23 protein-coding genes and 1 tRNA gene are annotated in these 20,788 nt (G+C 33.7%); 22 read left to right on the plus strand and 2 right to left on the minus strand.

The features are described from left to right. The first annotated feature begins 70 nt into the window (after positions 1 to 70). The 11 genes from DQN38_RS01035 (at position 71) to DQN38_RS01085 (ending at position 10,147) form a co-directional block, all read left to right on the plus strand. Positions 71 to 145, plus strand: a tRNA-Asn gene (locus DQN38_RS01035). 119 nt (positions 146 to 264) lie between these two features. After that, positions 265 to 594 (plus strand): hypothetical protein, encoded by a 330-nt coding sequence (locus DQN38_RS01040; RefSeq protein ID WP_010396050.1) that lies wholly within the window; start codon positions 265 to 267, stop codon positions 592 to 594. Positions 595 to 598: 4 nt separating this feature from the next. Continuing rightward, positions 599 to 916, plus strand: coding sequence for a hypothetical protein (locus tag DQN38_RS01045; protein ID WP_065843950.1), 318 nt, complete (start codon positions 599 to 601; stop codon positions 914 to 916). Between the two features lie 56 nt (positions 917 to 972). Continuing rightward, entirely contained in the window at positions 973 to 1,716 is a 744-nt protein-coding gene (locus tag DQN38_RS01050) for a phosphatidate cytidylyltransferase (RefSeq protein WP_002848237.1), read from the plus strand. Next, positions 1,713 to 2,795 carry a 1-deoxy-D-xylulose-5-phosphate reductoisomerase gene (locus DQN38_RS01055; protein ID WP_002848238.1) on the plus strand — a complete coding sequence of 361 codons (1,083 nt, stop codon included), beginning with the start codon at positions 1,713 to 1,715 and terminating at the stop codon, positions 2,793 to 2,795. The genes DQN38_RS01050 and DQN38_RS01055 overlap by 4 nt, the downstream gene beginning before the upstream one ends. Continuing rightward, a complete protein-coding gene (locus DQN38_RS01060) occupies positions 2,795 to 3,427 on the plus strand; it encodes a DNA-3-methyladenine glycosylase I (protein ID WP_011731738.1) in 633 nt (210 codons plus the stop codon). Before DQN38_RS01055 ends, DQN38_RS01060 begins: the two co-directional genes overlap by 1 nt. Continuing rightward, a complete protein-coding gene (locus DQN38_RS01065) occupies positions 3,417 to 4,670 on the plus strand; it encodes a uracil-xanthine permease family protein (RefSeq protein WP_002848243.1) in 1,254 nt (417 codons plus the stop codon). The genes DQN38_RS01060 and DQN38_RS01065 overlap by 11 nt, the downstream gene beginning before the upstream one ends. Positions 4,671 to 4,673: 3 nt before the next feature. Continuing rightward, positions 4,674 to 5,411, plus strand: a complete 738-nt coding sequence (locus DQN38_RS01070; RefSeq protein WP_011731740.1) for a M15 family metallopeptidase — start codon at positions 4,674 to 4,676, stop codon at positions 5,409 to 5,411. Further along, positions 5,395 to 6,744: a M99 family carboxypeptidase catalytic domain-containing protein gene (locus DQN38_RS01075; protein ID WP_065844616.1), complete on the plus strand. Its 1,350-nt coding sequence runs from the start codon at positions 5,395 to 5,397 to the stop codon at positions 6,742 to 6,744. The genes DQN38_RS01070 and DQN38_RS01075 overlap by 17 nt, the downstream gene beginning before the upstream one ends. Further along, complete coding sequence (tsaD, locus tag DQN38_RS01080; RefSeq protein ID WP_010401903.1) at positions 6,741 to 7,748, plus strand: tRNA (adenosine(37)-N6)-threonylcarbamoyltransferase complex transferase subunit TsaD; 1,008 nt, start codon at positions 6,741 to 6,743, stop codon at positions 7,746 to 7,748. The genes DQN38_RS01075 and tsaD overlap by 4 nt, the downstream gene beginning before the upstream one ends. Before the next feature lie 23 nt (positions 7,749 to 7,771). Continuing rightward, a complete protein-coding gene (locus tag DQN38_RS01085) occupies positions 7,772 to 10,147 on the plus strand; it encodes a tetratricopeptide repeat protein (protein WP_065843705.1) in 2,376 nt (791 codons plus the stop codon). Here the strand turns inward: DQN38_RS01085 and miaA are convergent. Continuing rightward, positions 10,142 to 11,044 (minus strand): tRNA (adenosine(37)-N6)-dimethylallyltransferase MiaA, encoded by a 903-nt coding sequence (miaA, locus tag DQN38_RS01090; RefSeq protein ID WP_065843706.1) that lies wholly within the window; start codon positions 11,042 to 11,044, stop codon positions 10,142 to 10,144. The two genes, DQN38_RS01085 and miaA, sit on opposite strands and share 6 nt — an antisense overlap. Positions 11,045 to 11,128: 84 nt before the next feature. Between miaA and mqnP the strand changes: the two genes are divergently transcribed. The 5 genes from mqnP to DQN38_RS01115 are packed head-to-tail and all read left to right on the plus strand — an operon-like array spanning position 11,129 to position 14,705. Then, positions 11,129 to 11,998 (plus strand): menaquinone biosynthesis prenyltransferase MqnP, encoded by an 870-nt coding sequence (gene mqnP, locus DQN38_RS01095; protein ID WP_065843707.1) that lies wholly within the window; start codon positions 11,129 to 11,131, stop codon positions 11,996 to 11,998. Then, the gene (locus tag DQN38_RS01100; protein WP_002848263.1) at positions 11,992 to 12,495 is read left to right on the plus strand and encodes a hypothetical protein; all 504 of its coding nucleotides are present in this window, start codon (positions 11,992 to 11,994) and stop codon (positions 12,493 to 12,495) included. Before mqnP ends, DQN38_RS01100 begins: the two co-directional genes overlap by 7 nt. Further along, positions 12,488 to 13,012, plus strand: a complete 525-nt coding sequence (locus tag DQN38_RS01105) for a DUF6115 domain-containing protein (protein WP_011731743.1) — start codon at positions 12,488 to 12,490, stop codon at positions 13,010 to 13,012. The genes DQN38_RS01100 and DQN38_RS01105 overlap by 8 nt, the downstream gene beginning before the upstream one ends. Continuing rightward, entirely contained in the window at positions 13,012 to 13,980 is a 969-nt protein-coding gene (gene moaA / locus DQN38_RS01110; RefSeq protein ID WP_002848267.1) for a GTP 3',8-cyclase MoaA, read from the plus strand. Before DQN38_RS01105 ends, moaA begins: the two co-directional genes overlap by 1 nt. Further along, positions 13,980 to 14,705, plus strand: a complete 726-nt coding sequence (locus tag DQN38_RS01115) for a 7-carboxy-7-deazaguanine synthase QueE (protein WP_002848269.1) — start codon at positions 13,980 to 13,982, stop codon at positions 14,703 to 14,705. The genes moaA and DQN38_RS01115 overlap by 1 nt, the downstream gene beginning before the upstream one ends. 73 nt (positions 14,706 to 14,778) lie before the next feature. Here DQN38_RS01115 and DQN38_RS01120 read toward each other — a convergent pair whose 3' ends face one another. Continuing rightward, on the minus strand, positions 14,779 to 15,927 hold the full coding sequence (locus DQN38_RS01120) for an iron-containing alcohol dehydrogenase (RefSeq protein WP_038452726.1): 1,149 nt from the start codon (positions 15,925 to 15,927) through the stop codon (positions 14,779 to 14,781). A gap of 93 nt (positions 15,928 to 16,020) precedes the next feature. On the opposite strand from DQN38_RS01120, the gene DQN38_RS01125 reads away from it, so the two are divergent. Genes DQN38_RS01125 through polA form a run of 6 tightly spaced genes read left to right on the plus strand, consistent with a single transcriptional unit; the run spans position 16,021 to position 20,778 of the window. After that, positions 16,021 to 16,602 carry a 6-pyruvoyl trahydropterin synthase family protein gene (locus DQN38_RS01125; protein WP_002848273.1) on the plus strand — a complete coding sequence of 194 codons (582 nt, stop codon included), beginning with the start codon at positions 16,021 to 16,023 and terminating at the stop codon, positions 16,600 to 16,602. Beyond that, positions 16,602 to 16,781, plus strand: a complete 180-nt coding sequence (locus DQN38_RS01130; RefSeq protein ID WP_002848275.1) for a hypothetical protein — start codon at positions 16,602 to 16,604, stop codon at positions 16,779 to 16,781. Before DQN38_RS01125 ends, DQN38_RS01130 begins: the two co-directional genes overlap by 1 nt. Before the next feature lie 6 nt (positions 16,782 to 16,787). Continuing rightward, positions 16,788 to 17,195 carry a hypothetical protein gene (locus DQN38_RS01135; protein ID WP_002848276.1) on the plus strand — a complete coding sequence of 136 codons (408 nt, stop codon included), beginning with the start codon at positions 16,788 to 16,790 and terminating at the stop codon, positions 17,193 to 17,195. Further along, the gene (locus DQN38_RS01140) at positions 17,192 to 17,845 is read left to right on the plus strand and encodes a 16S rRNA (uracil(1498)-N(3))-methyltransferase (RefSeq protein ID WP_011731744.1); all 654 of its coding nucleotides are present in this window, start codon (positions 17,192 to 17,194) and stop codon (positions 17,843 to 17,845) included. The genes DQN38_RS01135 and DQN38_RS01140 overlap by 4 nt, the downstream gene beginning before the upstream one ends. A 1-nt stretch (position 17,846) precedes the next feature. After that, the gene (locus DQN38_RS01145) at positions 17,847 to 18,173 is read left to right on the plus strand and encodes a hypothetical protein (RefSeq protein WP_002848281.1); all 327 of its coding nucleotides are present in this window, start codon (positions 17,847 to 17,849) and stop codon (positions 18,171 to 18,173) included. Beyond that, the gene (gene polA, locus DQN38_RS01150) at positions 18,151 to 20,778 is read left to right on the plus strand and encodes a DNA polymerase I (RefSeq protein ID WP_002848283.1); all 2,628 of its coding nucleotides are present in this window, start codon (positions 18,151 to 18,153) and stop codon (positions 20,776 to 20,778) included. Before DQN38_RS01145 ends, polA begins: the two co-directional genes overlap by 23 nt. Positions 20,779 to 20,788: the final 10 nt, after the last annotated feature.

The following is a 20,788-nucleotide window of genomic DNA, read 5'->3' on the forward strand; positions in this document are numbered from 1 at the left end:
TTTTTAAAAAATACTGTTTGGATTATTGACAAATACAAAAGTTTTCGTTATAATCTCAACTCTTTTTTATTCCGGATTAGCTCAGCGGTAGAGTAGTCGGCTGTTAACCGATTGGTCGCTGGTTCGAATCCAGCATCCGGAGCCACTTCAAATTTAAATCAACTTACATCTATAGATAATCCTAAATTTGCCGATTACTATTTAAAGATTTTATTTTTATTTTATCAAATTTGGATAAAATCATAAAAATTAAGGAGGAGTATAATGGCAATTACTCCATTAGCAAATACGCTCTATGTTAATCAAAACACTCCAGCAGCAGCTAGCGTGCAAGGTGATTTTCAATCAAAACTCGAGCTTCAGTCCGCCATTGCAGCCCAAAATGCAGCCGAAAAGAAAAAAGAAGTAGAGGAGATCCGACCTACCGAAGAGACTTATAAAATAGATCCAGAGCATGAGCATCAAAAGAAAAAAAATGATCAAGAGCTTAGCGAACAAGATGAGACTTCTGATGAAAATTTAGATGAAAACGGTTCTGAGGATTTAGAAATAGACGAGTCGCAAGAAGTACATAAACTAGATATCGTTGTTTAGTTTTATGAAGATAATCATTGTTTTTCTGCTTGTCTTAGCAGCGTTTGGAGCCGATGGGATAAATAAAGTAGATATAAAAAGTATAGAAAACAGAGTGCTTAAAGCCGATGTTTTTGGTAAAAATATAAATAGTTTGCTAGTAATTTATAATAACAATAATATCACAAATAGCTGCAAGCTAAAAGCGAGCGGAGCTACATTTGATTCTATCATAAGAAAATGGGAATTAACCTGCAATCTTCCAAATATCTCAAGCAGACTTGAGATCAGATATTTAGATTCGCTAAATAAACCAAATCAATTAACTAAATTTATAGAGTAATTTTAGGCTCTTTTTTAGTTAAAATTCGCTAATATTTCATATAAAAAGGAAATAAAGTGAAAAATCGCATCATAACTGGTTTAGTGCTATTTGCAGTTTTTTTAGTTGTTGCGCTGCTTGATATATTTTGGCTAAATTTTTTGATATTTGGTCTTATTTTAGCCGTAGCTTTTTTGGAGAGTTTGAAACTATTTAAGATAGAGTACAAAAGTCTTGTTTTTATAGTTTTGGCATTTTTTTCGATACTTCCGTTTTTAACCGGAATAAATGATATATTTAAAGTTATTTTATTAAATTTAATAGCCGTTGCTTCGGTTTTGGCATATACAAAATCTGAAAATTTAAAGTTTATACTACCTTTTTTATATCCTAGCGTTCCTATATTTATGATGTTTGCTTTATATCAAAATTATGGAATTGCCTGCTTATTTTGGTTGATTTTCACTATCGTGATAAGCGATAGCGGAGCGTATTTCACCGGAAAAGCATTCGGTAAGCACAATTTTTCTGCTTCAAGTCCAAATAAAACTATAGAAGGCGTTATAGGCGGAGTTATTTTAGGAAGCGTTTTGGGGGCTGTTTTTGCATTTGTATTTGTAGATGTTGAGTATAGCGTTGCCATTTTTTGTTCGGTGTTAATGAGTGTACTTGGAGTTTTTGGAGATTTATTTGAGAGTTACTTAAAAAGGCGCGTAGATCTCAAAGATAGCGGCACTGTTTTAGGCGAACACGGAGGCGTTTTAGATAGAATAGACGGATATCTTTTTGGTGTAGTTGCTATGTTTTTGGTACTTGCATGATACTATTAGGCAGTAGCGGCAGCATAGGAAAAAATGTTGCTTTTTTGGCTATGAAGTATGGTATCAAACTAGATGCTTTAGCTTGTAAAACAGATTATAAAGAACTTAATAGCCAAATTTCTAAATTTAATCCTAAATTTGTTTATATAGAAGATAATAAATTAAAAAATCTTGTGGAGCATAGTAGAGTTTTTACTAGCAAAGATGGCATAGATAAATTTTTAGAAGCTTGTTATGATGAGTTTGGTTCTACCGTTGTTATCAACTCATTAGTGGGTTTTAGTGGGTTGAGACCGAGTTTAGTTTCTCAAAAACTTGGATTTAAGCTAGCTTTGGCAAATAAAGAGAGTTTAGTAGCAGGCGGTAAATTTTTAGACACAAAAAGTATTAATCCTATAGATAGTGAGCATTTTGGGCTTAAATTTTTGCTTAAAAATAGACCTGCTGTCAAAAAAATGATTATAACTGCGAGCGGCGGCGCATTTTATGATATGCACATAAACGAACTTGAGTTTGTAACTGCTAAAAGCGCTCTGAAACATCCAAATTGGAGCATGGGAGCAAAAATAACTATAGATAGTGCGACTATGGCAAACAAGCTATTTGAAGTGCTTGAAGCTTATCATTTATACGGTATTAAAGATATAGATGCTTTTATAGAGCGTACATCTTGTATTCATGCTCTTATAAGTTTTATGGACGGTTCTACTACTGCTCATATATCAAGAACCGATATGAAACTAGCCATTGCTCATGCAATAGGTCTTGAAGAGAAAGAAATCTTAGAACCTATTGATATTTTAAGCTTAAAAAATATTAGTTTCAATACTATAAATTTAAAAAAATACCCTATATTTACTCTAAAAAAAGATGTTTTAAATAATCCGGATTTAGGCGTTATCATAAATGCGGCAAATGAAGAGATGGTATATAAATTTTTAAATAACGAAATTTCGTTTTTAGATATCAATAGAGCTGTTTTTAAATCGCTTGATAAATTTGGAAGCGTTAAAATAGACGATGAAGATACTGTTTTTGAGATAGATAAAAAAGTCAGAGAGTTTTGTAAAGGATTTTAATGTTGATGAAAGAGCGTTGCGGTTGGGTAGGAGATAGCCAAATATATATCGATTACCACGATTATGAGTGGGGGCGACCGGTTCATGATGACAAAAAATTATTTGAAATGCTGACTTTAGAAACCATGCAAGCAGGACTTTCTTGGATCACGGTTTTAAAAAAAAGAGAAGCATATAGACAAGCTTTTTGTGGCTTTGATCCAACTAAAATAGCACTTTTTGATAAAAATAAAATTGATGAGCTAATGCAAAATCAAGGGATTATCAGAAATAGATTAAAACTTGAATCGGCCGTTAATAACTCTTTGATTTTTCTTGAAATTCAAAAAACCAGAGGAAGCTTTGATGAAATGATATGGGAATACGTTGATTATAAACCTGTTGTCGGACGATGGAAAAAAATCTCAGATTTACCGGTCTCAACTCCGCTTTCTGATAAGATAAGTAAAGATTTAAAAAAATTAGGATTTAAATTTGTAGGATCAACTACGATTTATTCATTTATGCAAGCTATAGGTATGATGAACGATCATTTAACGAGCTGCTTTGCGTACGAAGAAATTTGTAAAATAAAAGATAATAAAAATCAAAAGAATTTAGATGGTTTTGTAAAGGATCGAAATGAAAAATAGTAGCGTTTATGACGGCTATCATTTCAGAGTTAGCGATGCACTTTTTGGCGTACAATTTTTATTTGTAGCTTTTGGCGCTCTCGTACTTATGCCGATCCTAACCGGACTTGATGTGAATGTTGCGCTATTTACAGCCGGTATTGGTACTCTTATTTTTCAAATTTGCACTAGAAAACGTGTAGTTCCGATATTTTTAGCTTCGAGTTTTGCTTTTATAGCGCCTATAGCTTTTAGTATACAAGAGTGGGGACTACCAGCCACTATGGGCGGAATAGTCGCTGCCGGACTATTTTATGTAGTTCTTAGTTTTATAGTTAGATTTAAAGGTCAAAAATTTATATATAAACTTTTGCCTCCAGTGGTAGTTGGCCCGGTTATCATAACTATAGGTTTGATACTATCTCCAAGTGCGGTAGATATGGCTATGGGAAAAGGAGCTAGCTATTCAAATGAAATTGCTTTAAGCATAGCAGGAATTTCACTTTTATCTACCATCGTTGCGATAATATTTACTAAAGGTATTTTCAGACTTATACCTATAATAATAGGAATAAGCGTAGGATACGTAGTTTCTATTATTTATGGAGTTGTCGATTTTTCTCCTATAGCTAAAGCTAGTTGGATATCTATGCCAAATTTTACCGCTCCTAGTTTTGAGCTAAATGCGATACTTTATATGATACCAGTCGCGATAGCTCCCACCATAGAGCATATAGGAAATATTTTAGCCATAGGAAATGTTACGAAAACTGATTTTATAAAAGATCCCGGGCTTAAAGATACGCTTTTAGGAGATGGTTTAGCTACATCTGCAGCTGCATTTTTCGGAGGACCGCCCAATACGACTTATTCAGAAGTAACCGGAGCTGTGCGACTTACAAAAGCATTTAATCCAGGTATTATGACTTGGACTGCTATAACGGCTATACTTTTGGCTTTTGTGGGCAAATTAGGCGCGTTTATAGCGACTATTCCCGCTGCTGTTATAGGCGGTATAATGGTGCTTTTATTCGGTATTATAGCAAGCGTGGGAATGGAAACTCTTATCAAGCATAAAGTAGATTTGGCAGATCCTAGAAATATGATAATAGTATCTTTGATATTAGTTTTTGCTATAGGAGGAATGGTGTTTGATTTCGGTGCGGCTAGTTTTAGCGGAATAGGGCTTGGTGCAATTATGGGCGTGATTTTAAACTTAGTGCTTCCAAAAACAGATAAATTTGATGGATATGATGGATATTAACATATGGATAGACGTAAATTTATAAAAAATAGTTTAGGACTTTTAGGAGCATGTGCGTTTCCTAGCACGGCGTTTGGTAGTAGTGATTTTTATATAGACGATAAGTCGCTTTTTGATAGTACTTTTAGTAAATTAAAAGCCGTGCAGTCTCATATAGGATTTGGGTATTTTAATATAATTAGTTTTGATGAGGTATTAAAAATAGCTAGAAATTCAAAAATCGGTGCATTTAATACAGCTCAAATAAATTTTATGGACTTTATGTTTAGTGAGGATCCTAAAAAATATGGTTTTTACGGTAGGAAAACTTGCGATAGATTAACTAGCGCTATAAATAAAAAAGATATCGTTAAAATACCTAGAACAGGTCATTATCTATTTAAAGGATTGCCTTATGATGTATATACTAGACTTGTTAAAGATGTTGGAGATACGCTATTTCTCACAAGCGGCGTAAGAAGTGTGCCAAAACAGATGTATTTATATATGAATAAGATAAAAAATAGCAGTTATAATATATCAAAAGCTAGTTTTTCGCTAGCTCCTCCTGCTCATAGTTACCATAGTATTGGTGATTTTGATGTTGGAAAACACGGTTTTGGTGCGCTTAATTTCACCGAGGAGTTTATAAAAACAGATGAATTTAAAAAGCTTATTGAGTTAGAGTACGTATCTATAAGATATACGAAAAAAAATTTAGATGGAGTTAGATTTGAACCGTGGCATGTACAGATTAATTAGTTTTATTGTGGCGTTGGGCTTTTTAAATGCTCTTTTAGCAGAGGATCTTGAGTATTCTTTTATCAAAAAAGGTTATGACGATAACAATACGGTTCTTGTCATAGGCGGTATACAAGGCGATGAGCCGGGAGGTTTTTTGGCAGCTAGTTTGTTGGCTACTGATTATAATATTACAAAAGGTTCGGTTTGGGTAGTTCCGAATTTGAATTTCGCTAGTATTATAAAAAGAGATCGTGGAATTTATGGAGATATGAATAGAAAATTTGATTATATAAGCAGTAATGATCCTGATTTAAAAAGTGTACAAGGCATAAAAGATTTAATAGTAGATCAAAACGTCTCTTTGATACTAAATTTACACGATGGAAGCGGATTTTATAGACCAACATATATAAACGATATGGAAAATCCAAGAAGATGGGGCAATAGCTCTATTATAGATCAAGTTAGTTTAGACGGCGTACCATACGGGAATTTAGAAGAGATCGCCTCTAGAGTTGTATCTAAAATCAATGAAAAAGCTCTTAAAGATCAGCATAAATATTATATTAGAAATACGCAAACTGCAAAAGGCGATAAAGAGATGCTAAAATCTCTCACTTACTTTGCCATTAAAAAAGGTAAAGCCGCATTTGCAAACGAAACTAGCAAATCTTTGCCTAGCCATGAGAGAGCCTATTATCATCTTTTGGCTATAGAAGAGTATTTAAAAGTCGCCGGAATCGAGTTTGAGAGAAATTTTGATCTTACTCCAAGAGGGGTTAAAAACGCTATAGAAAAGGAGATCGAGATAGTTTTATTTGATAATAAATTTTTCTTAAGTTTAGATCATCCAAGAGCTAGAATAGGCTACGTTCCTATACCTAAAAATATCGCGCTTGAGTACAACGCGAGCAATCCTCTAACTGCTCTTGTCAAAGATAAAGATGGCTATAGCGTGCATTATGGAAATAGAGTTTTAACAAAATTAGTACCCGAGTATTTTAAGTATTCAAGCAGTATAAATAAAGTTGGAGTCGAGATAGACGGCAATGAGACTAGAGAGATAAGTTTAGGCTCAAAAATAAATGTAGAAAATAGTGTAAAAATCATCAAACAAGATGGAATTAGAGTAAATTTTATAGGATACGGAAGTCAACCTATAGATGAGTCAAGTATTTCTATACATAAAAAAAATATCAAAAGAAACTATTCTATAGATAAAAAAGGAAAAACTTTTAGAGTTGAGTTATATGAGCAAAAAGACGGCGAGCAAGATAAATTTATAGGTATGTTTTTAGTAGAATTCGCGTCTTTAGAGGCTTTTACATTTGTAGATGTGGCCGGACTATGATCTTAGGTATAGAAAGCAGTTGCGATGATAGCTCCATAGCTCTTATGGATATAGATAACTTTGAGTTAAAAAAATATAAAAAAATTACTCAAGAAAACGAGCATTCTAAATTCGGAGGCGTAGTTCCAGAACTTGCCGCTAGGCTTCATACCGCCGCTATTCCAAATTTAATAGAAGATGTAAAGGAATTTTTTACATCCATAAAAGCCGTTGCTGTTACAAACGAGCCTGGACTTAGCGTGAGTTTGATAAGCGGCGTGAGTGCGGCAAGAGCTTTAAGCTTGGCTTTAGGTATTCCGTTAATAGGAGTAAATCATCTCATAGGTCATATCTACTCTCTGTTTTTAGATAAAAATGTTGTTTTGCCCCTTGGTGTACTTTTGGTGAGCGGTGGACATACTATGGTTTTAAATATCGATGAAAGCGGTTACATAAAGTTGATAGCCACAACTAGCGACGATAGTTTCGGAGAGAGTTTTGATAAAGTAGCTAAAATGATGGATTTAGGATATCCGGGCGGAGCCATTATAGAAAAATTAGCTTTGAGCGGAGATAAGAATCGATTTAATTTTACGGTTCCATTAAAACATGATAAAAGGTTGGAATACAGTTTTTCGGGGCTTAAAAATCAAGTTAGAACGCAGATCTCTAAATTTGAGAGTTTGAGTCTTCAAGACAAAAGCGATATAGCTTCAAGTTTTCAGTATACTGCTATTTCTCACATAACAGATAAGTTAGAAAAGATTTTTAGTGAGTATAAATTTAAAAACTTCGGTGCTATAGGCGGAGGAAGTGCAAATCAAGTTTTGAGGTCAAATTTGGAGCAAATTTGCGAGAAATTCGGCTCAAATTTAATGTTTGCTCCGCTTAAGTTTTGTAGTGATAATGCTGCTATGATAGCACGCGCAGGAGTTTGTAAATATAAAAATAAATGCTTCACAAAGCCTCTTGATATGTCGATAAATCCAAGATGTAAGCTTGATGGCGCAAATCTTTATTTTTAAATTTTTATGTTATAATCTTTTTAATGAAATATATAATTTTAATAAATTTGATCGTTATTAATATGTTTGGCTTTACTCTTAGCGTAAATAGCGGAAAAGATATGGGCAACGACTACTATATAGCACATTTAGAAGATACTTCTGATATCGTATGTCTGAAAAATACCAACCAAAAAGGTACGACTTATATATGTAAAGTCAATGCTAAGATGAGCGGTGATATAGAAGATCAGGATTTGCCGTTTATGAAAGTTAGTTTTGAGCCGAGCAAAGATGGATTTATCGTTACTATAGTTCCTAAGCTAAACTCGAAATTAATCGATTCTAGTAGAGCTTTGTTTGATTATGAAGATGTGATATCTAAGCCCGCAACTAGTTCTAGGCATTTTACTTTGATAATGGATAATAGAATTAATGAATACTCAAACTTAGATAGCGACGGTATAAATTTTCCGATAAAATATCCAAATGTTCTAAGACCGTCTATAGGCGCTTTAGATCTTAACAAAGAACCTCTTACTTATGAAGAAAACGGTGATGTAGGAGTATATCTTTCTATTAAAAAAAGCTATGAGCAAGGCGGATATAGCGATGCTTTAAGAGACGCTACAAAAGCTTTAAGCTTGCATCCTAATAGTATATTTAAAAGCGAGTTTTGGCTCTATTATATACGTTCGCTTGACAAACTTTCTAAAAGAGTAAACGACTATAAGTCTGCTGAAAAATTTAGTAATCAAATAATAGACGCAGCTAAAAAATGGATGAAAAGTTATGGATCAGATAGAAACTATCCAGAAGTTTTGTATATGCTTATGAACGCATATCTCACAAGCGATATGGCGAGCGATGCAAACTACTCTTTGGATATACTGATGACTGAGCATCCAGACTCTCATTTTACCACAATGGCGATACTGTCATACGCCGATGATTTATTTACAAAGGGAAAAACAGAAGACGCTATCAGGCTTTATGAAGATGTTTTATACTCTTCAAACGATATAAATATAGCCAGCAGAGCCGCTTTTAAACTTGCTAAAGTTAGTTTATCGGCTCTTAAATTTGATGAAGCTAAAGATTATATGCAAAAAGTTATAAATGCAAACAAAAACTTTATTTTAGAAGATAGAGACGCCGCTATGCAAATTGCCGGTGAGTTTAGAGATAAAGAGATGTACGATATAGCTTCTGAAATTTATAAAATAATATTTGAAGGATCAAATAGAACCGATAATTTTTACGAGCCTTCGCTTAGAAATTTGGCCATAACTCTTACAAAAACAGATCATCCAAAAGAGGCTTATGAGTATCTAAAAAGATATCAAAAAGAGTTTAGCACTAGTGAATATATGCCTGAAATTTCAGCCGGAATCGACAGACTATTTTTTGAATTTAACGATAAAACAAGTGAAGAAAAGCATGAGTATTATCAGAGTTTAATGGATAAATATAAGGGTCTAGATATAGGTAAAAGAGCACTTAAAGAAGAAGTAAAACTAAATTTTGATGAGAAAAAATATCAAAAAGTTTTAAACTATACGACAAAAATCAGAGATTTAAATGACACTGCTACTTTGGATATATTAAATAAATCAGCAGTGGTTTTAGCCAACTTGTCAAATCAGAGCGGAGACTGCAGAACAGTTGTCAAGCTAGTAAGCAACTACTCTATACAAAATGATATAAAAGATAAATTTAAGTTATTTAACTGCTATGATAGAACCGGTAAATTTGAAGATGCTTTTAATCTTTCTGTTTCGCATATAAAAGATCCGGATTTAAACAACAGAGTTCAATGGTTTGCAAATTTAAGTAAGGTTTTATACCGGCTTGGCAGATATGAAGAGGTGATTAGAGCTAGCGACGAAGCTCTTAGTTTGGCGGCTAGCGTGCCGTATTCAGACCCTACTGAATCTATTTTTTACAGATTTTACTCTTTGTTGAAATTAAATAGATTTGAAGAGGCAATTTCTAGTATAAATGCGCTTGAGAGTTTAAGGGGGAATGATTTAAAACTTGTTGAGGTATATGACGCTGCGGCAAAATATGCATATGAAAAAGGTTTTGATAGTGCGGCATTTAATTATTCAAAAAAGACTATCGATATGCAAACAAAGCTAAATATAAATACGTTTAGCCCCGATATTGATTTTATATATATTTCTGCTTTGGTAAAAATTTCTAAATTTGAAGATGCTCTTATGAGCGCAAGAAAGCTTCTTGATATACGTTTGAAACCAGATACTCGTTTAAGAGCATTATATCAAGTAGCAGAAATTTATATAAATTTAAATGATTTTGACTCCGCAAAACCGTATATAAGCGAGTGTCTAAACTCGAATTTTGACTCTCCTTGGAAAAGTCTTTGTGAGCAGCAAAAAAAGCTTATAGGCTTATAAATTTAAATATTTATCTAAAAAATGTTTGACTTTAAGGCTTTTTGCATCTAATATAATCCTATCTTTAAATGCTCCTGAGTTGAACGTTCGTTGTTTTTTAGCTAATTGAATAGTATGGATCGATATGAGATTTTCTAAATTTAAAATAGCCTCTTTGCTTTTTATATCTCCTAATTTTGCTTCAAAATATTCGCCGCACTCTTTAAGACCTATGGATTTTAGTGCTTTGATATCTTTTGGGTAGGTGGTAAAAAGTTTTTTGGCTTCATCTATAAGACCTGAGTTTAACATAATTTTCGTTCTGTTTTTTATGCGATTTTTTAACTCTTCTTTATCCCAGTTTAGTTCGTATATTTTTAAGTTTTGTATAGTTGGGGCAGAGGTGTTTTTGACTAACCAATTAGTTGGAATTTCGTTTGTTAATTTATAAATTTGATACCATTTATGAAGTCTAAATTCGTCATTTTTGCTAAATTTAGATGTGAAATTTGGATCGATCTTCTCTGCGATGCTCCAAATTTCGTCATTGTTAAGTTCTATCTTTATCTTTTCAAGTTTTGGACTAAGTCCTTTTAACATAGATTTGAGATAAAACCCGCTACCACCAGTTATGATAAGCGGACAATTTTTTGATATTGCAAATTCCTTTGCTTTATGATACTCTTTTATAAAATCCCCAACACAAAAATGGCTATCTGGATATACTAAATTTATCCCAAAATGCTTTATGATGCTTAACTCGTTTTTGTTTGGTTTTGCGCTTGCTATATCTATGTTTTTGTATAAACAAAGCGAATCAAGACTCAAAATAACAGCTTCGATTTCTTTTGCTAACTCTATAGAAAAGCTGCTTTTTCCGCTCGCCGTTGTTCCGATAAGAGCAAATTCGTAAAACATTCTCACCCTTTTTTAGTGCGATTTTATCAAAAAAAAGCTAAATTTATAAAAAATTAGATAAAATAAGTAGTTTAAAGGAAGATTATGGCTAAATTTACTCAAATTTTAAAAGATATAAACGAACTGATAGTTTTCAAACATTCAGTTTTTGCACTACCGTTTTTGTTTTCTGCTATGATAACAGCTAGTAAACTTGAAAGCGGTTCTATGTGGTTTGGAATTCCGCTTTTAATCCTCGGTATTTTATGTGCAGTTAGCGCTAGAAATTATGCTATGGCATTTAATCGCTACCTTGATGAGGATATAGACAGACCAAATCCAAGATGTGCTTCTCGCCCGAGCGTAGATGGTAGAATAGGGCGCAAAAATCTTCTCTTATTTATAATCGTAAACGGTATTATTTTTATCGTCGTGGCGTATTTTATAAATTCACTTGCGTTTTGGTTGAGTTTTTTATTTTTAATAGTTCTTGGCGGATACTCTTATTTTAAGAGATTTTCTAGTTTGGCTCACGTTGTTTTAGGATTTTGTCTTGGCTTGTCTGTCATAGCCGGAGCTATAGCTGTTAGCGGAAACATTCCTCTTTGGTCTATACTTCTTTGTTTGGGTGTAATTTTTTGGGTCGGAGGATTTGATATTTTATACTCTTTACAAGATATACAGTACGATAAAAAAGTCGGACTTTATAGCATTCCTGCTATCTACGGAGAAAAATCAGCTATGTTTATCTCGGCTTTATTTCACTCTTTAGCCGTTGTTTTTTGGCTACTTTTTGCAGGCGCTGCAGGACTAAGTTTTTTTGGTTTTTTAGGTGTCATTTTATGCGCTTTAGTACTTTATAAAGAGCATAAAATAGTCAGGGCTGATTTTAAAAAAATTGACAAGGCATTTTTTACATTAAATGGCTATTTAGGCATTATGTTTTTACTATTTGTGTGGGTGGATTTATGGTAGATTTCAGACTTATAGACTCTAAGGTCGCAGTTAGCTTTGAAGAAGATGTGGATTTCAAATTTGAACTTGAATTTAATGAGAGTAGATCAAATATTGATGAATGGCTAAGCCACGAAAAAGCAAGAGGAGAGAGTGAAAATTCAGATCCTCTCACTTTGAAGCTTTTAGTTGAGCTTTACAAAAAAGTAGATGAGCTTTCAAATTTAATAAAAAATGAAAAAACTCCGCCAAAGCCTTTAAAACATATGAAAATAACAGATAAAATAGGCTTTGAAGGATTTAGTTTTGATGAGGATTGTTTGGAAAAAGATGTTATTTATTTTGCTAAAATTTCATTGCCTCTTTTCATCAAAAGAGAGATTTTGCTCTATTTCAAAGCAGTAGACTGTAAAACCGCAAAAATAGTAAGAATAGCAAGAAGCGATGAAAAAGAGTGGTCGTCTTATGTAGCCGAGAGTGAGAGATTAGAGATAAGGAAACAAAAAGGTAATGAGTAGCGAAATTTTTATCTATGTTGGTTTTGGACTGCTTTTTTTAGTTTTGTTTGGGCTTATTTATTCAAGAGATGCTCAGTCAAATAGTAAATTTGCTAAATTCGAACTTGTTTTAGAGGGTTTAATAAAAGAAAATTATCAGTTAAAAAAACAGCTAAACGAGCAGTTAAATCAACCCATAGTAATGCAAAACGATATAAATTTAAAAGATATATATGATCAAATAGATGCTAAAATCACAGACGGCATAAATGCCAAAGTCATTCCCATGTTAGAGAGTGTAAAAAGTATAGAAAAAGTCATTGATGATTTTCAAAATGATCAACAAAATAGAATATATAATCTAGAAGAGCGAACAAAAACTATAAGCAAAATTACTCCTCCGGGTTTTGATGATAATGATGAAAATAGAATTATCCAGCTATATAGCTCAGGAAAAAGCATAGAAAACATTGCTAGAGATTTGAGACTTAGTGTAGGTAGGGTGATAATGGTTTTAAAATTTCATAAGGTGATTTAATGCTGATAGATAGCTATGGAAGAGTTGTTGATTATTTAAGAGTTTCAGTGACTGAGAGGTGTAATTTTCGCTGTAGATACTGTATGCCAGATGAGCCTTTTAAAGACGCTGGTCACAGTAATGTTTTGAGCTATGAGGAGATGTTTGAGTTTATAAAAATATGTCTTGATAACGGCGTTAAAAAGATCAGGCTTACAGGCGGGGAACCTCTTGTAAGAAAAGGAGTTGAAAACTTTGTAGCCATGATAAACGGCTATAAATCAGGACTTGATCTAGCGATGACTACAAACGGTTATTTTTTAGCAAAAAAAGCACAAGCTCTAAAAGACGCCGGACTTAAGCGTATAAATATATCTTTAGATACGTTAGATAAAACAAAAGCCCATTTTATTGCTAGAAAAGATGTTCTTGATAATGTTATAGAAGGCATTGAAACAGCATGCAATTTAGGATTCGGTGTAAAGATAAATACCGTTGCTTTAAAAAGCGTAAATGACAATGAATTGATATATCTTATGGACTTTGCAAAAGAAAAAGGCGCTCAGATCCGCTATATCGAATTTATGGAAAATTCTCACGCCTCTAGCGAGTTACAAGGGCTTAATAAAGATCAAATTCTAGACATTATTTCTAAAAAGTACAATATAAAAGAGATAACAAAAAGTCCAAATAGCCCATCGAGTCTTTTTGAACTTGAAGACGGTTATAAATTCGGTATAATAGACCCGCATAAACATGATTTTTGTTCTACTTGTAATCGCCTAAGACTCAGTGCCGAAGGGCTTTTGATACCGTGCTTGTACTATGAAGACGGAAAAAGTATAAGAGAAGCAATGAGAGCGGGGGATATAAAAAAAGCTTGTGAAATTTTAAATCAAGTTTTGGCTGATAAACCTGAAAAAAACAAATGGGAAAATGACGGTAAAGGTGAGATATCTAGCCGTGCATTTTACCAAACAGGCGGCTGATGGTAAATGTAGTCGAGTATTTTACCAGCGTTCAAGGTGAAGGTAAATTTAGTGGTCGCTACTCGCTTTTTATCCGCCTTGGGGGATGCAACCTTTCTTGTAAAGGTTTTGGCGTCAAAATAAAATCCCCAAAAACAGGCGAGATATTAGTTGGGTGCGATACGATCAAAGCAGTGCAGACAGAGCATTTTGAGCATAATAAATTTGATTTTGAAGCTCTTGTAAATTTAGTAAAAGAAACGGAGTTTAAACCACTCATCGTAATAACTGGCGGTGAGCCGCTACTTTGGTATAAAGATGAAGATCTGATCAAATTTATACAGTGGTGTTTTGAGCAAAATTACGAAGTGCATTTTGAAACAAACGGCAGCATTTTTGTTGATTTTGATAAATTTAAAGTGTATAAAAAGTGTAAATTCGCAGTAAGCGTGAAGTTAGCAATAAGCGGCGAGCCAAAATCTAAAAGAATAAACCAAAAAGCCTTACAAGCTATCTTTGCTAACGCAGATGCGTTTTATAAATTTGTGATTTGTAGAAGTGAGCTTGGCGAGATAAACGAGATATTAGAGCTACAAAACGGCGAAGTTTGGTGTATGCCTTTAGGAAAAAATATATCCGAACTAAGTAAAAACGCTAAGAGAGTAGCTGAGTTTTGTATTAAAAACGGCTTTAATTACTCCGACAGACTCCATGTACGCTTATGGAACGACAAAGAAGGCGTGTAATTAGCTAACGAAATAGGCTTTGTCTTTTTAGAGTTTCTTTGCAAGTGGCGATATTTATCTTATCAAAGTAAGCTTAACACTCCAAAAGTATCTGTTTTGCGGCTCTGTAGTCGATATTGCCATGCTCTCCGACGATTAAATTTCTTTGCTTAAAACGTTCGCTTATTAAATTTGCAACGCATGCTTTATCCATACCGAGTTCAGTTAAAGTAGTAGCTATTCCGGTGCTTTTAAAAAAGTTTTCGATCTCGTCTATGCAGCTTTTTGCCACGCTTATCTCATCTCCATCCAGCCCAAAAACTTCGCGTCCCATTTTGGCTAATTTAGCTTTTTTAAACTCGAGATTATATCTTAAAAGTCTAGTTGTAACGACAGCTAAACTAAGTCCGTGATCCAAACCATAAACCGCACTTAGCTCATGACCTATGGCGTGACTTGACCAGTCGCTAGTACATCCTACACTACACCAGCCATTTAGTGCGCAAGTCGCCGCCCAGCATAAATTCGCTCTTGCGTCATAGTTTTGCGGATCGTTTATGGTGATTTTTGCGTTTTTTATCACGGTTTTTATCACCGCAAAACAAAAACCGTCTTGTACATCGGTATTTAGATCCACAGTTGCATACTGTTCTAGTATATGTACGAAAGTATCAACTATACCGTTTTGAATTTGGGCTAGCGGAAGGCTAAAAGTTGTTTTTGGATCTATGATGCTAAACTTAGGATATAAAAGCTCGTTTCTAAAGCTTCTTTTTATCTTTAAACTATCATTGGATATAACTGAAACGCAGTTCATCTCGCTTCCAGTAGCCGGTAAGCTCATCACGCAGCCAAGCGGTAAGGCTTTATCGAAATATGCTCTTTTGCTTACTATATCCCAAGGATCTCCATCAAATTTAGCCGCAGCGGCTATAAATTTAGTGGCGTCCAAAACACTTCCGCCTCCAACGCTAAGTAAGAAATCTATACCATCACGCTTTATTAAATTCACAGCTTTTAAACAAGTTTCGAGTTTAGGATTTGGCTCTATCCCCCAAAACTCGCTTACGTTATGTTTATTTAGAGCATTTTTTACTTGTTCATATATACCGTTTTTTCTTACGCTTCCACCGCCGAAAATAATTAGTATCTTTAAATTCTCAGGCAATAAATTTGAAAGCTTAGGTATCGTGTCTTTCCCAAAAACTATCTTTGTAGGACACTCAAAACTAAAATTATTCATATTAAAGCTCCTGATATTTATATAAAATTTGTACGATTATATCTTAAGTTAATGAAAGATTAGGTAAAATATAAGCAAAAACAGTGAGCAACTATGATTATTAGAAAAATGTATGACTATGAAAATGCCCATATAGTAAGGTTTTGCAGCTCTAAAAGATGTCGCGAAAGTCTGCATGGTCATAGTTATAAATGTGAGGTAATGTTAAGCTCAAATTATCTTGATAATGCAGAAATGGTGTATGATTTTGGTTTGATGAAACAAGGAATTAAAACTATAATCGACAGTTTTGATCATACCACAACTCTATATTCAAAAGATGACATTGAGTATAAAAATGATATAAAAAAGTATTCTAAAAGGTGGATAGAGCTTCCTTATAATCCAAGCGCCGAGCAGTTTAGCAGAGTATTTTTCGTGCTTATAGATAGGCTTTTAGGACTTACTGTGATGAGAAATGGCGAGAGAGAAGTGAAACTTCATAGCATTATCGTTCATGAAACGGCTAGCGGATATGCTCAGTGTTTTTATGAAGATGCTTATAATCCAAATATGGGTATAATAAATTTAGAAGATATAGTATTTAGCCAAGGTATTATAGAAGAGTGGAAAGACGCGATGTTTTACGATAAGTTAAAAAACGGTATTAAATTTATAAATCCAAAGGAGTGCTGATGAAGTTTGTATGGCTATTTGCGGCTTTTATCCTGTTTTTATCGGGCTGCTCAAACGAGGAGCAAAAACCGGTTCAGAATGTAGTTTCTGAAACTCCGCCTCCAGATGTGCCTATAGCAAAAAGTGACGCGAATATAAATATAGATAAAGATTTCCCGCCAGCGCCAGTAGCAGAGTAGGCAAATATGGGAGAAACTTATGAAATGAGTACGTGGCTGCATCTTAGTTTTATTAAGATATTGCTAGGGCTTTTAATTTTGCATATCGTTTTGGTTTTTGTAGGCGATACATCTAAGTTTTCGTATATAAAAAGACTTATGTATTTTTTGCCTACCTATTATGTTTTTTTGGCTTTTATATTTTTTACGGGCGTATTAAATTTAGCTATTTTACATTTTAGTATTAGTTTTAGCGTAGTTTTTATGATAGTGTGCTGGATAGCTTTGATACCTTTTGGGGCTGCCGGATTTAAGAGATTAAAACGAGTTCGCATCACAAAAGAATTCTCCAAATTTAAGAAATTTATGATATTTAAAATAGTTTGTGAGATAATTTTGGTTGTTTTAGCAACCGTCGTTGGAGTAGTATTTTGAAATTTCTATATGATGAAAATGCTAAAAATGAAATTTTAGAGATAAAAGGCGATAGTTTTAATCACCTAAAAGCAAGGCGTCAAAACGTAGGCGATAGAATTGATATAAGAAATTTAAAAGACGGTTATAGTTATATTTATGAAATTATTAAATTTGAACGAAAAGCCACTTGCGAGCTTGTATTTAAATCTCTTACGAAAAGTCTTGATAGTGATCTGGTTTTAGCTTGGGCCGTAGTCGATCCTAGCGTCATAGAAAAGACTCTACCTAGTTTAAATGAGCTTGGAGTGAAGAAAATTATATTTGTATATACTGATTTTTCTCAAAGAAATATAAAGCTTGATTTTGATAGATTTCGTAGGATTTTGATAGGATCGTCGCAGCAATGCGGCAGAAACTCCATTATAGAATTTGAAATTTTTGCAGATATAGATGAGTTTTTAAAAGTACATAAAAACGTGAGTTTGATAGATTTTGGAGGAGACAGCCTAGATAATGCTAATGGAAGCGAAGTGCTATTTGTAGGAAGCGAGGGCGGTTTTAGCGCACAAGAAAGAGTTAAGTTTTTAAATCGGTATTGTCTAAAATGTCCAAATATCCTTAAATCAAATACCGCAATAATAAGCGTTGCGAGTAAGTTCTTGGTGTGATATGGCTATAATTTTACTTATTTTTGTCTGTACTTTACATGCTTTTATATGTTCGGTTCCTGGATTTATTATCGGATTTTGGTGGGATATAGATAGATATAAAAAGTATATATTTTTTATTTTGGTGCTGATTTTATCGGCATTTTTAGAGATGAATAGACTCGATGCTCCATTTAGCAATATAGTTATTAGCTTTTTAGAAGATATTTTGGGGGCTTATTTTGGACTGTTTGTGTTGCTAAGTTTCAAAAATATGGCAAAAAGAACGGGTCTGTGCAAAATATGCGATAAATTTAGGAGAAAACATGAAGAGCTTGACGATAATTGATACTTTTGGATTTTTTTTCAGACTTTATTACGCAATGAGCGGTCTTAAAAGTCAGAGCGGTAAACCAAGCGGAATGGTGCATGGATTTGCAAATTTTATCTATAATCTTAAGCAAGATTTTCCGAGTGATTATATAGTTTTTGCTTTAGATAGTGGTGGAAAAACTTTTAGAAGTCAGATTGATCCTAACTACAAAGCAAACCGAGTTAGCCCTCCTCAAGAGCTAAAAGATCAGCTTCCAGTATGTATAGATATGATAGAAAAAATGGGGCTTTGTAGCCTTAGAGTAGAAGGTTATGAGGCGGATGACATCATAGCTAGTTTTATAAAAAATAGCAAAGATCAAGATCTAGAAATAAGAATAGTAACTCACGATAAAGATCTTTACCAATTGATAGATGATAGAGTAAGTATATTTAGTCCTGCAAAAAAAGAGCTTTATAATCGTGATGGTTGTTATGAAAAATACGGAGTTTATCCTGAGCAGATAAGAGATTTTTTAGCATTGTGCGGTGATAGCGCGGATAATATCCCAGGGGTTAAAGGTATCGGAGAAAAAGGTGCGAAAAAACTTCTTGATGAGTTTGGAAGCATAGAAAATCTATATGAAAATTTAAGTCAAGTAAGAAATGAGAGAACGAAAAATATGCTTTTTGAAAGCAAAGAGAACGCTTTTATTTCAAAACGTCTAGCGACTTTATATGATGAACTTGAAACGCCAAATCTTCAAAATGCTATTTTTCCGACGTCTAATCCTTTGCTAAAAGTCATTGATACGTTAAAAGACTATTCGCTTAGTCGTCTTTTGGCAACCTTAAAATCTAGCGATGAAGATAAAATTTTGAGTTTTACTCCGGTACTTTTAACGGATGAAAGTGAGCTTATAAGGCTTTTAGAAGATATGAATAGCGAAATTATGATTAGTTTTGATACGGAAACTACTTCAACAGATGCCAAAATAGCTAAAATAGTCGGTTTTAGCTTTTGTTTTAATGAGCAAACCAGCTATTACGTGCCTTTAGCTCATAGCTATCTTGGAGTCGAATCTCAGATTAGTATGAACAGTGCAAAATGGGCGATATCTCAAATTTACAAAGGTTTTGTAATAGGACAGAATTTAAAATACGATTTTAGAATAGTAGCAAATAACTTTGGTATCGAGCCTCCTAAAAATTACTCCGATACAATGATATTAGCGTGGTTAGATGATCCAAGCAGCAGCGTCGGCATGGATAATTTGGCCAAGAAGCTTTATAATTATGAAACCATTAAATTTGAAAGTGTAGTAAAAAAAGGCGAGGATTTTTCTAGTGTCGATCTACAAAGTGCTTCAAAATACGCTAGCGAAGATGCGTGGATAACACTTAAATTTTATAAAACTTTCACAAATAAATTAGAAGAAAGCATGCTAAATATAGCAAAAAACGTTGAATTTCCTTTTATATTAACACTTTTTGATATGGAAAGTAACGGCATAAGATTAAATTTAGAAAAATTAAGAGCGCTTATACTGCGAAATGACTCTGCTTTGCGAGCTTTGACAACTGAAATTTATGAGCTTTGCGAGCAGAGATTTAATATAAACTCAAGTAAACAGCTAGGTTCTGTTTTGTTCGATTATCTAAAACTTCCTGCGAAAAAAAAGACAAAAACAGGTTATAGCACCGATGAAAGCGTACTTAGTGAGCTTTTAGATTTACATCCATCTATAGAAAAAATACTGGAGTATAGAGAGTTATATAAACTTCAAAGTACATATTGTGAGCCGCTTTTAAACTTAGCCATAAAAGATGAGAATCATAGAGTTTATACAAATTTTATTCAAACCGGAACAGCCACAGGAAGACTCTCGAGTAAAAATCCAAATTTACAAAATATACCTGCTCGCGGAAATTTGGCAAAAGATATGAGGGCTGTTTTTGAGCCAAAAGACGGTTATAGTTTGATATCTCTTGACTACTCTCAGATAGAGCTTAGACTTTTAGCGCATTTTAGTTGCGATCCTGCGCTTATAGAAGCTTTTAAAAATGGAGATGACATACATGCAAGAACTGCTATAAGCATATTTGGAGAAAGTAATACGCAAAATCGAGCCATAGCAAAATCCATAAATTTCGGATTGATTTACGGAATGGGATCAAATAAATTGAGCAATGAGCTCAGCATCGATAAAAAGAGCGCAAAAGAGTATATTGATCGCTATTTTAAGGCATTTTCGACTATAAAAGATTTTTTAGATAGTATAAAAAATAGAGCCAAAAATGACGGCTTTGTAGAAACATTGATTGGGCGAAAGAGGTATTTTGACTTTGGCGGTGCCACTCCTATGCAACTTGCGATGTTTGAGAGAGAAGCTGTAAATACTAAATTTCAAGGCAGTGCAGCCGATATAATAAAAATTGCTATGATAAAAGTAAAAGATCTCTTAAATGATGATGCAAAAATGCTTTTACAGATCCACGATGAGCTTATATTCGAGGTGCGAGATGAAATAGCACCTAGCTTTGCTAAAAACGTGCAAGAGCTTATGCAAACAGTAGTTGCTCTCAATGTGCCTTTGGTTGCAAATTGGGGTATGGCGAAAAATTGGGGTGATTTAAAGTAAGATTTTTTTA

This window comes from Campylobacter fetus subsp. fetus (assembly GCF_900475935.1).
In the GTDB taxonomy this organism is placed as follows: domain Bacteria; phylum Campylobacterota; class Campylobacteria; order Campylobacterales; family Campylobacteraceae; genus Campylobacter; species Campylobacter fetus.

Excerpts from the sequence above, each read along its gene's own strand:
- DQN38_RS01040 (WP_010396050.1), top strand. The coding sequence starts at position 265 with ATGGCAATTACTCCATTAGCAAATACGCTCTATGTTAATCAAAACACT.
- DQN38_RS01045 (WP_065843950.1), top strand. The coding sequence starts at position 599 with ATGAAGATAATCATTGTTTTTCTGCTTGTCTTAGCAGCGTTTGGAGCC.
- DQN38_RS01055 (WP_002848238.1), top strand. The coding sequence starts at position 1,713 with ATGATACTATTAGGCAGTAGCGGCAGCATAGGAAAAAATGTTGCTTTT.
- DQN38_RS01060 (WP_011731738.1), top strand. The coding sequence starts at position 2,795 with ATGTTGATGAAAGAGCGTTGCGGTTGGGTAGGAGATAGCCAAATATAT.
- DQN38_RS01065 (WP_002848243.1), top strand. The coding sequence starts at position 3,417 with ATGAAAAATAGTAGCGTTTATGACGGCTATCATTTCAGAGTTAGCGAT.
- DQN38_RS01070 (WP_011731740.1), top strand. The coding sequence starts at position 4,674 with ATGGATAGACGTAAATTTATAAAAAATAGTTTAGGACTTTTAGGAGCA.
- DQN38_RS01075 (WP_065844616.1), top strand. The coding sequence starts at position 5,395 with ATGTACAGATTAATTAGTTTTATTGTGGCGTTGGGCTTTTTAAATGCT.
- tsaD (WP_010401903.1), top strand. The coding sequence starts at position 6,741 with ATGATCTTAGGTATAGAAAGCAGTTGCGATGATAGCTCCATAGCTCTT.
- DQN38_RS01085 (WP_065843705.1), top strand. The coding sequence starts at position 7,772 with ATGAAATATATAATTTTAATAAATTTGATCGTTATTAATATGTTTGGC.
- miaA (WP_065843706.1), bottom strand. The coding sequence starts at position 11,044 with ATGTTTTACGAATTTGCTCTTATCGGAACAACGGCGAGCGGAAAAAGC.
- mqnP (WP_065843707.1), top strand. The coding sequence starts at position 11,129 with ATGGCTAAATTTACTCAAATTTTAAAAGATATAAACGAACTGATAGTT.
- DQN38_RS01100 (WP_002848263.1), top strand. The coding sequence starts at position 11,992 with ATGGTAGATTTCAGACTTATAGACTCTAAGGTCGCAGTTAGCTTTGAA.
- DQN38_RS01105 (WP_011731743.1), top strand. The coding sequence starts at position 12,488 with ATGAGTAGCGAAATTTTTATCTATGTTGGTTTTGGACTGCTTTTTTTA.
- moaA (WP_002848267.1), top strand. The coding sequence starts at position 13,012 with ATGCTGATAGATAGCTATGGAAGAGTTGTTGATTATTTAAGAGTTTCA.
- DQN38_RS01115 (WP_002848269.1), top strand. The coding sequence starts at position 13,980 with ATGGTAAATGTAGTCGAGTATTTTACCAGCGTTCAAGGTGAAGGTAAA.
- DQN38_RS01120 (WP_038452726.1), bottom strand. The coding sequence starts at position 15,927 with ATGAATAATTTTAGTTTTGAGTGTCCTACAAAGATAGTTTTTGGGAAA.
- DQN38_RS01125 (WP_002848273.1), top strand. The coding sequence starts at position 16,021 with ATGATTATTAGAAAAATGTATGACTATGAAAATGCCCATATAGTAAGG.
- DQN38_RS01130 (WP_002848275.1), top strand. The coding sequence starts at position 16,602 with ATGAAGTTTGTATGGCTATTTGCGGCTTTTATCCTGTTTTTATCGGGC.
- DQN38_RS01135 (WP_002848276.1), top strand. The coding sequence starts at position 16,788 with ATGGGAGAAACTTATGAAATGAGTACGTGGCTGCATCTTAGTTTTATT.
- DQN38_RS01145 (WP_002848281.1), top strand. The coding sequence starts at position 17,847 with ATGGCTATAATTTTACTTATTTTTGTCTGTACTTTACATGCTTTTATA.
- polA (WP_002848283.1), top strand. The coding sequence starts at position 18,151 with ATGAAGAGCTTGACGATAATTGATACTTTTGGATTTTTTTTCAGACTT.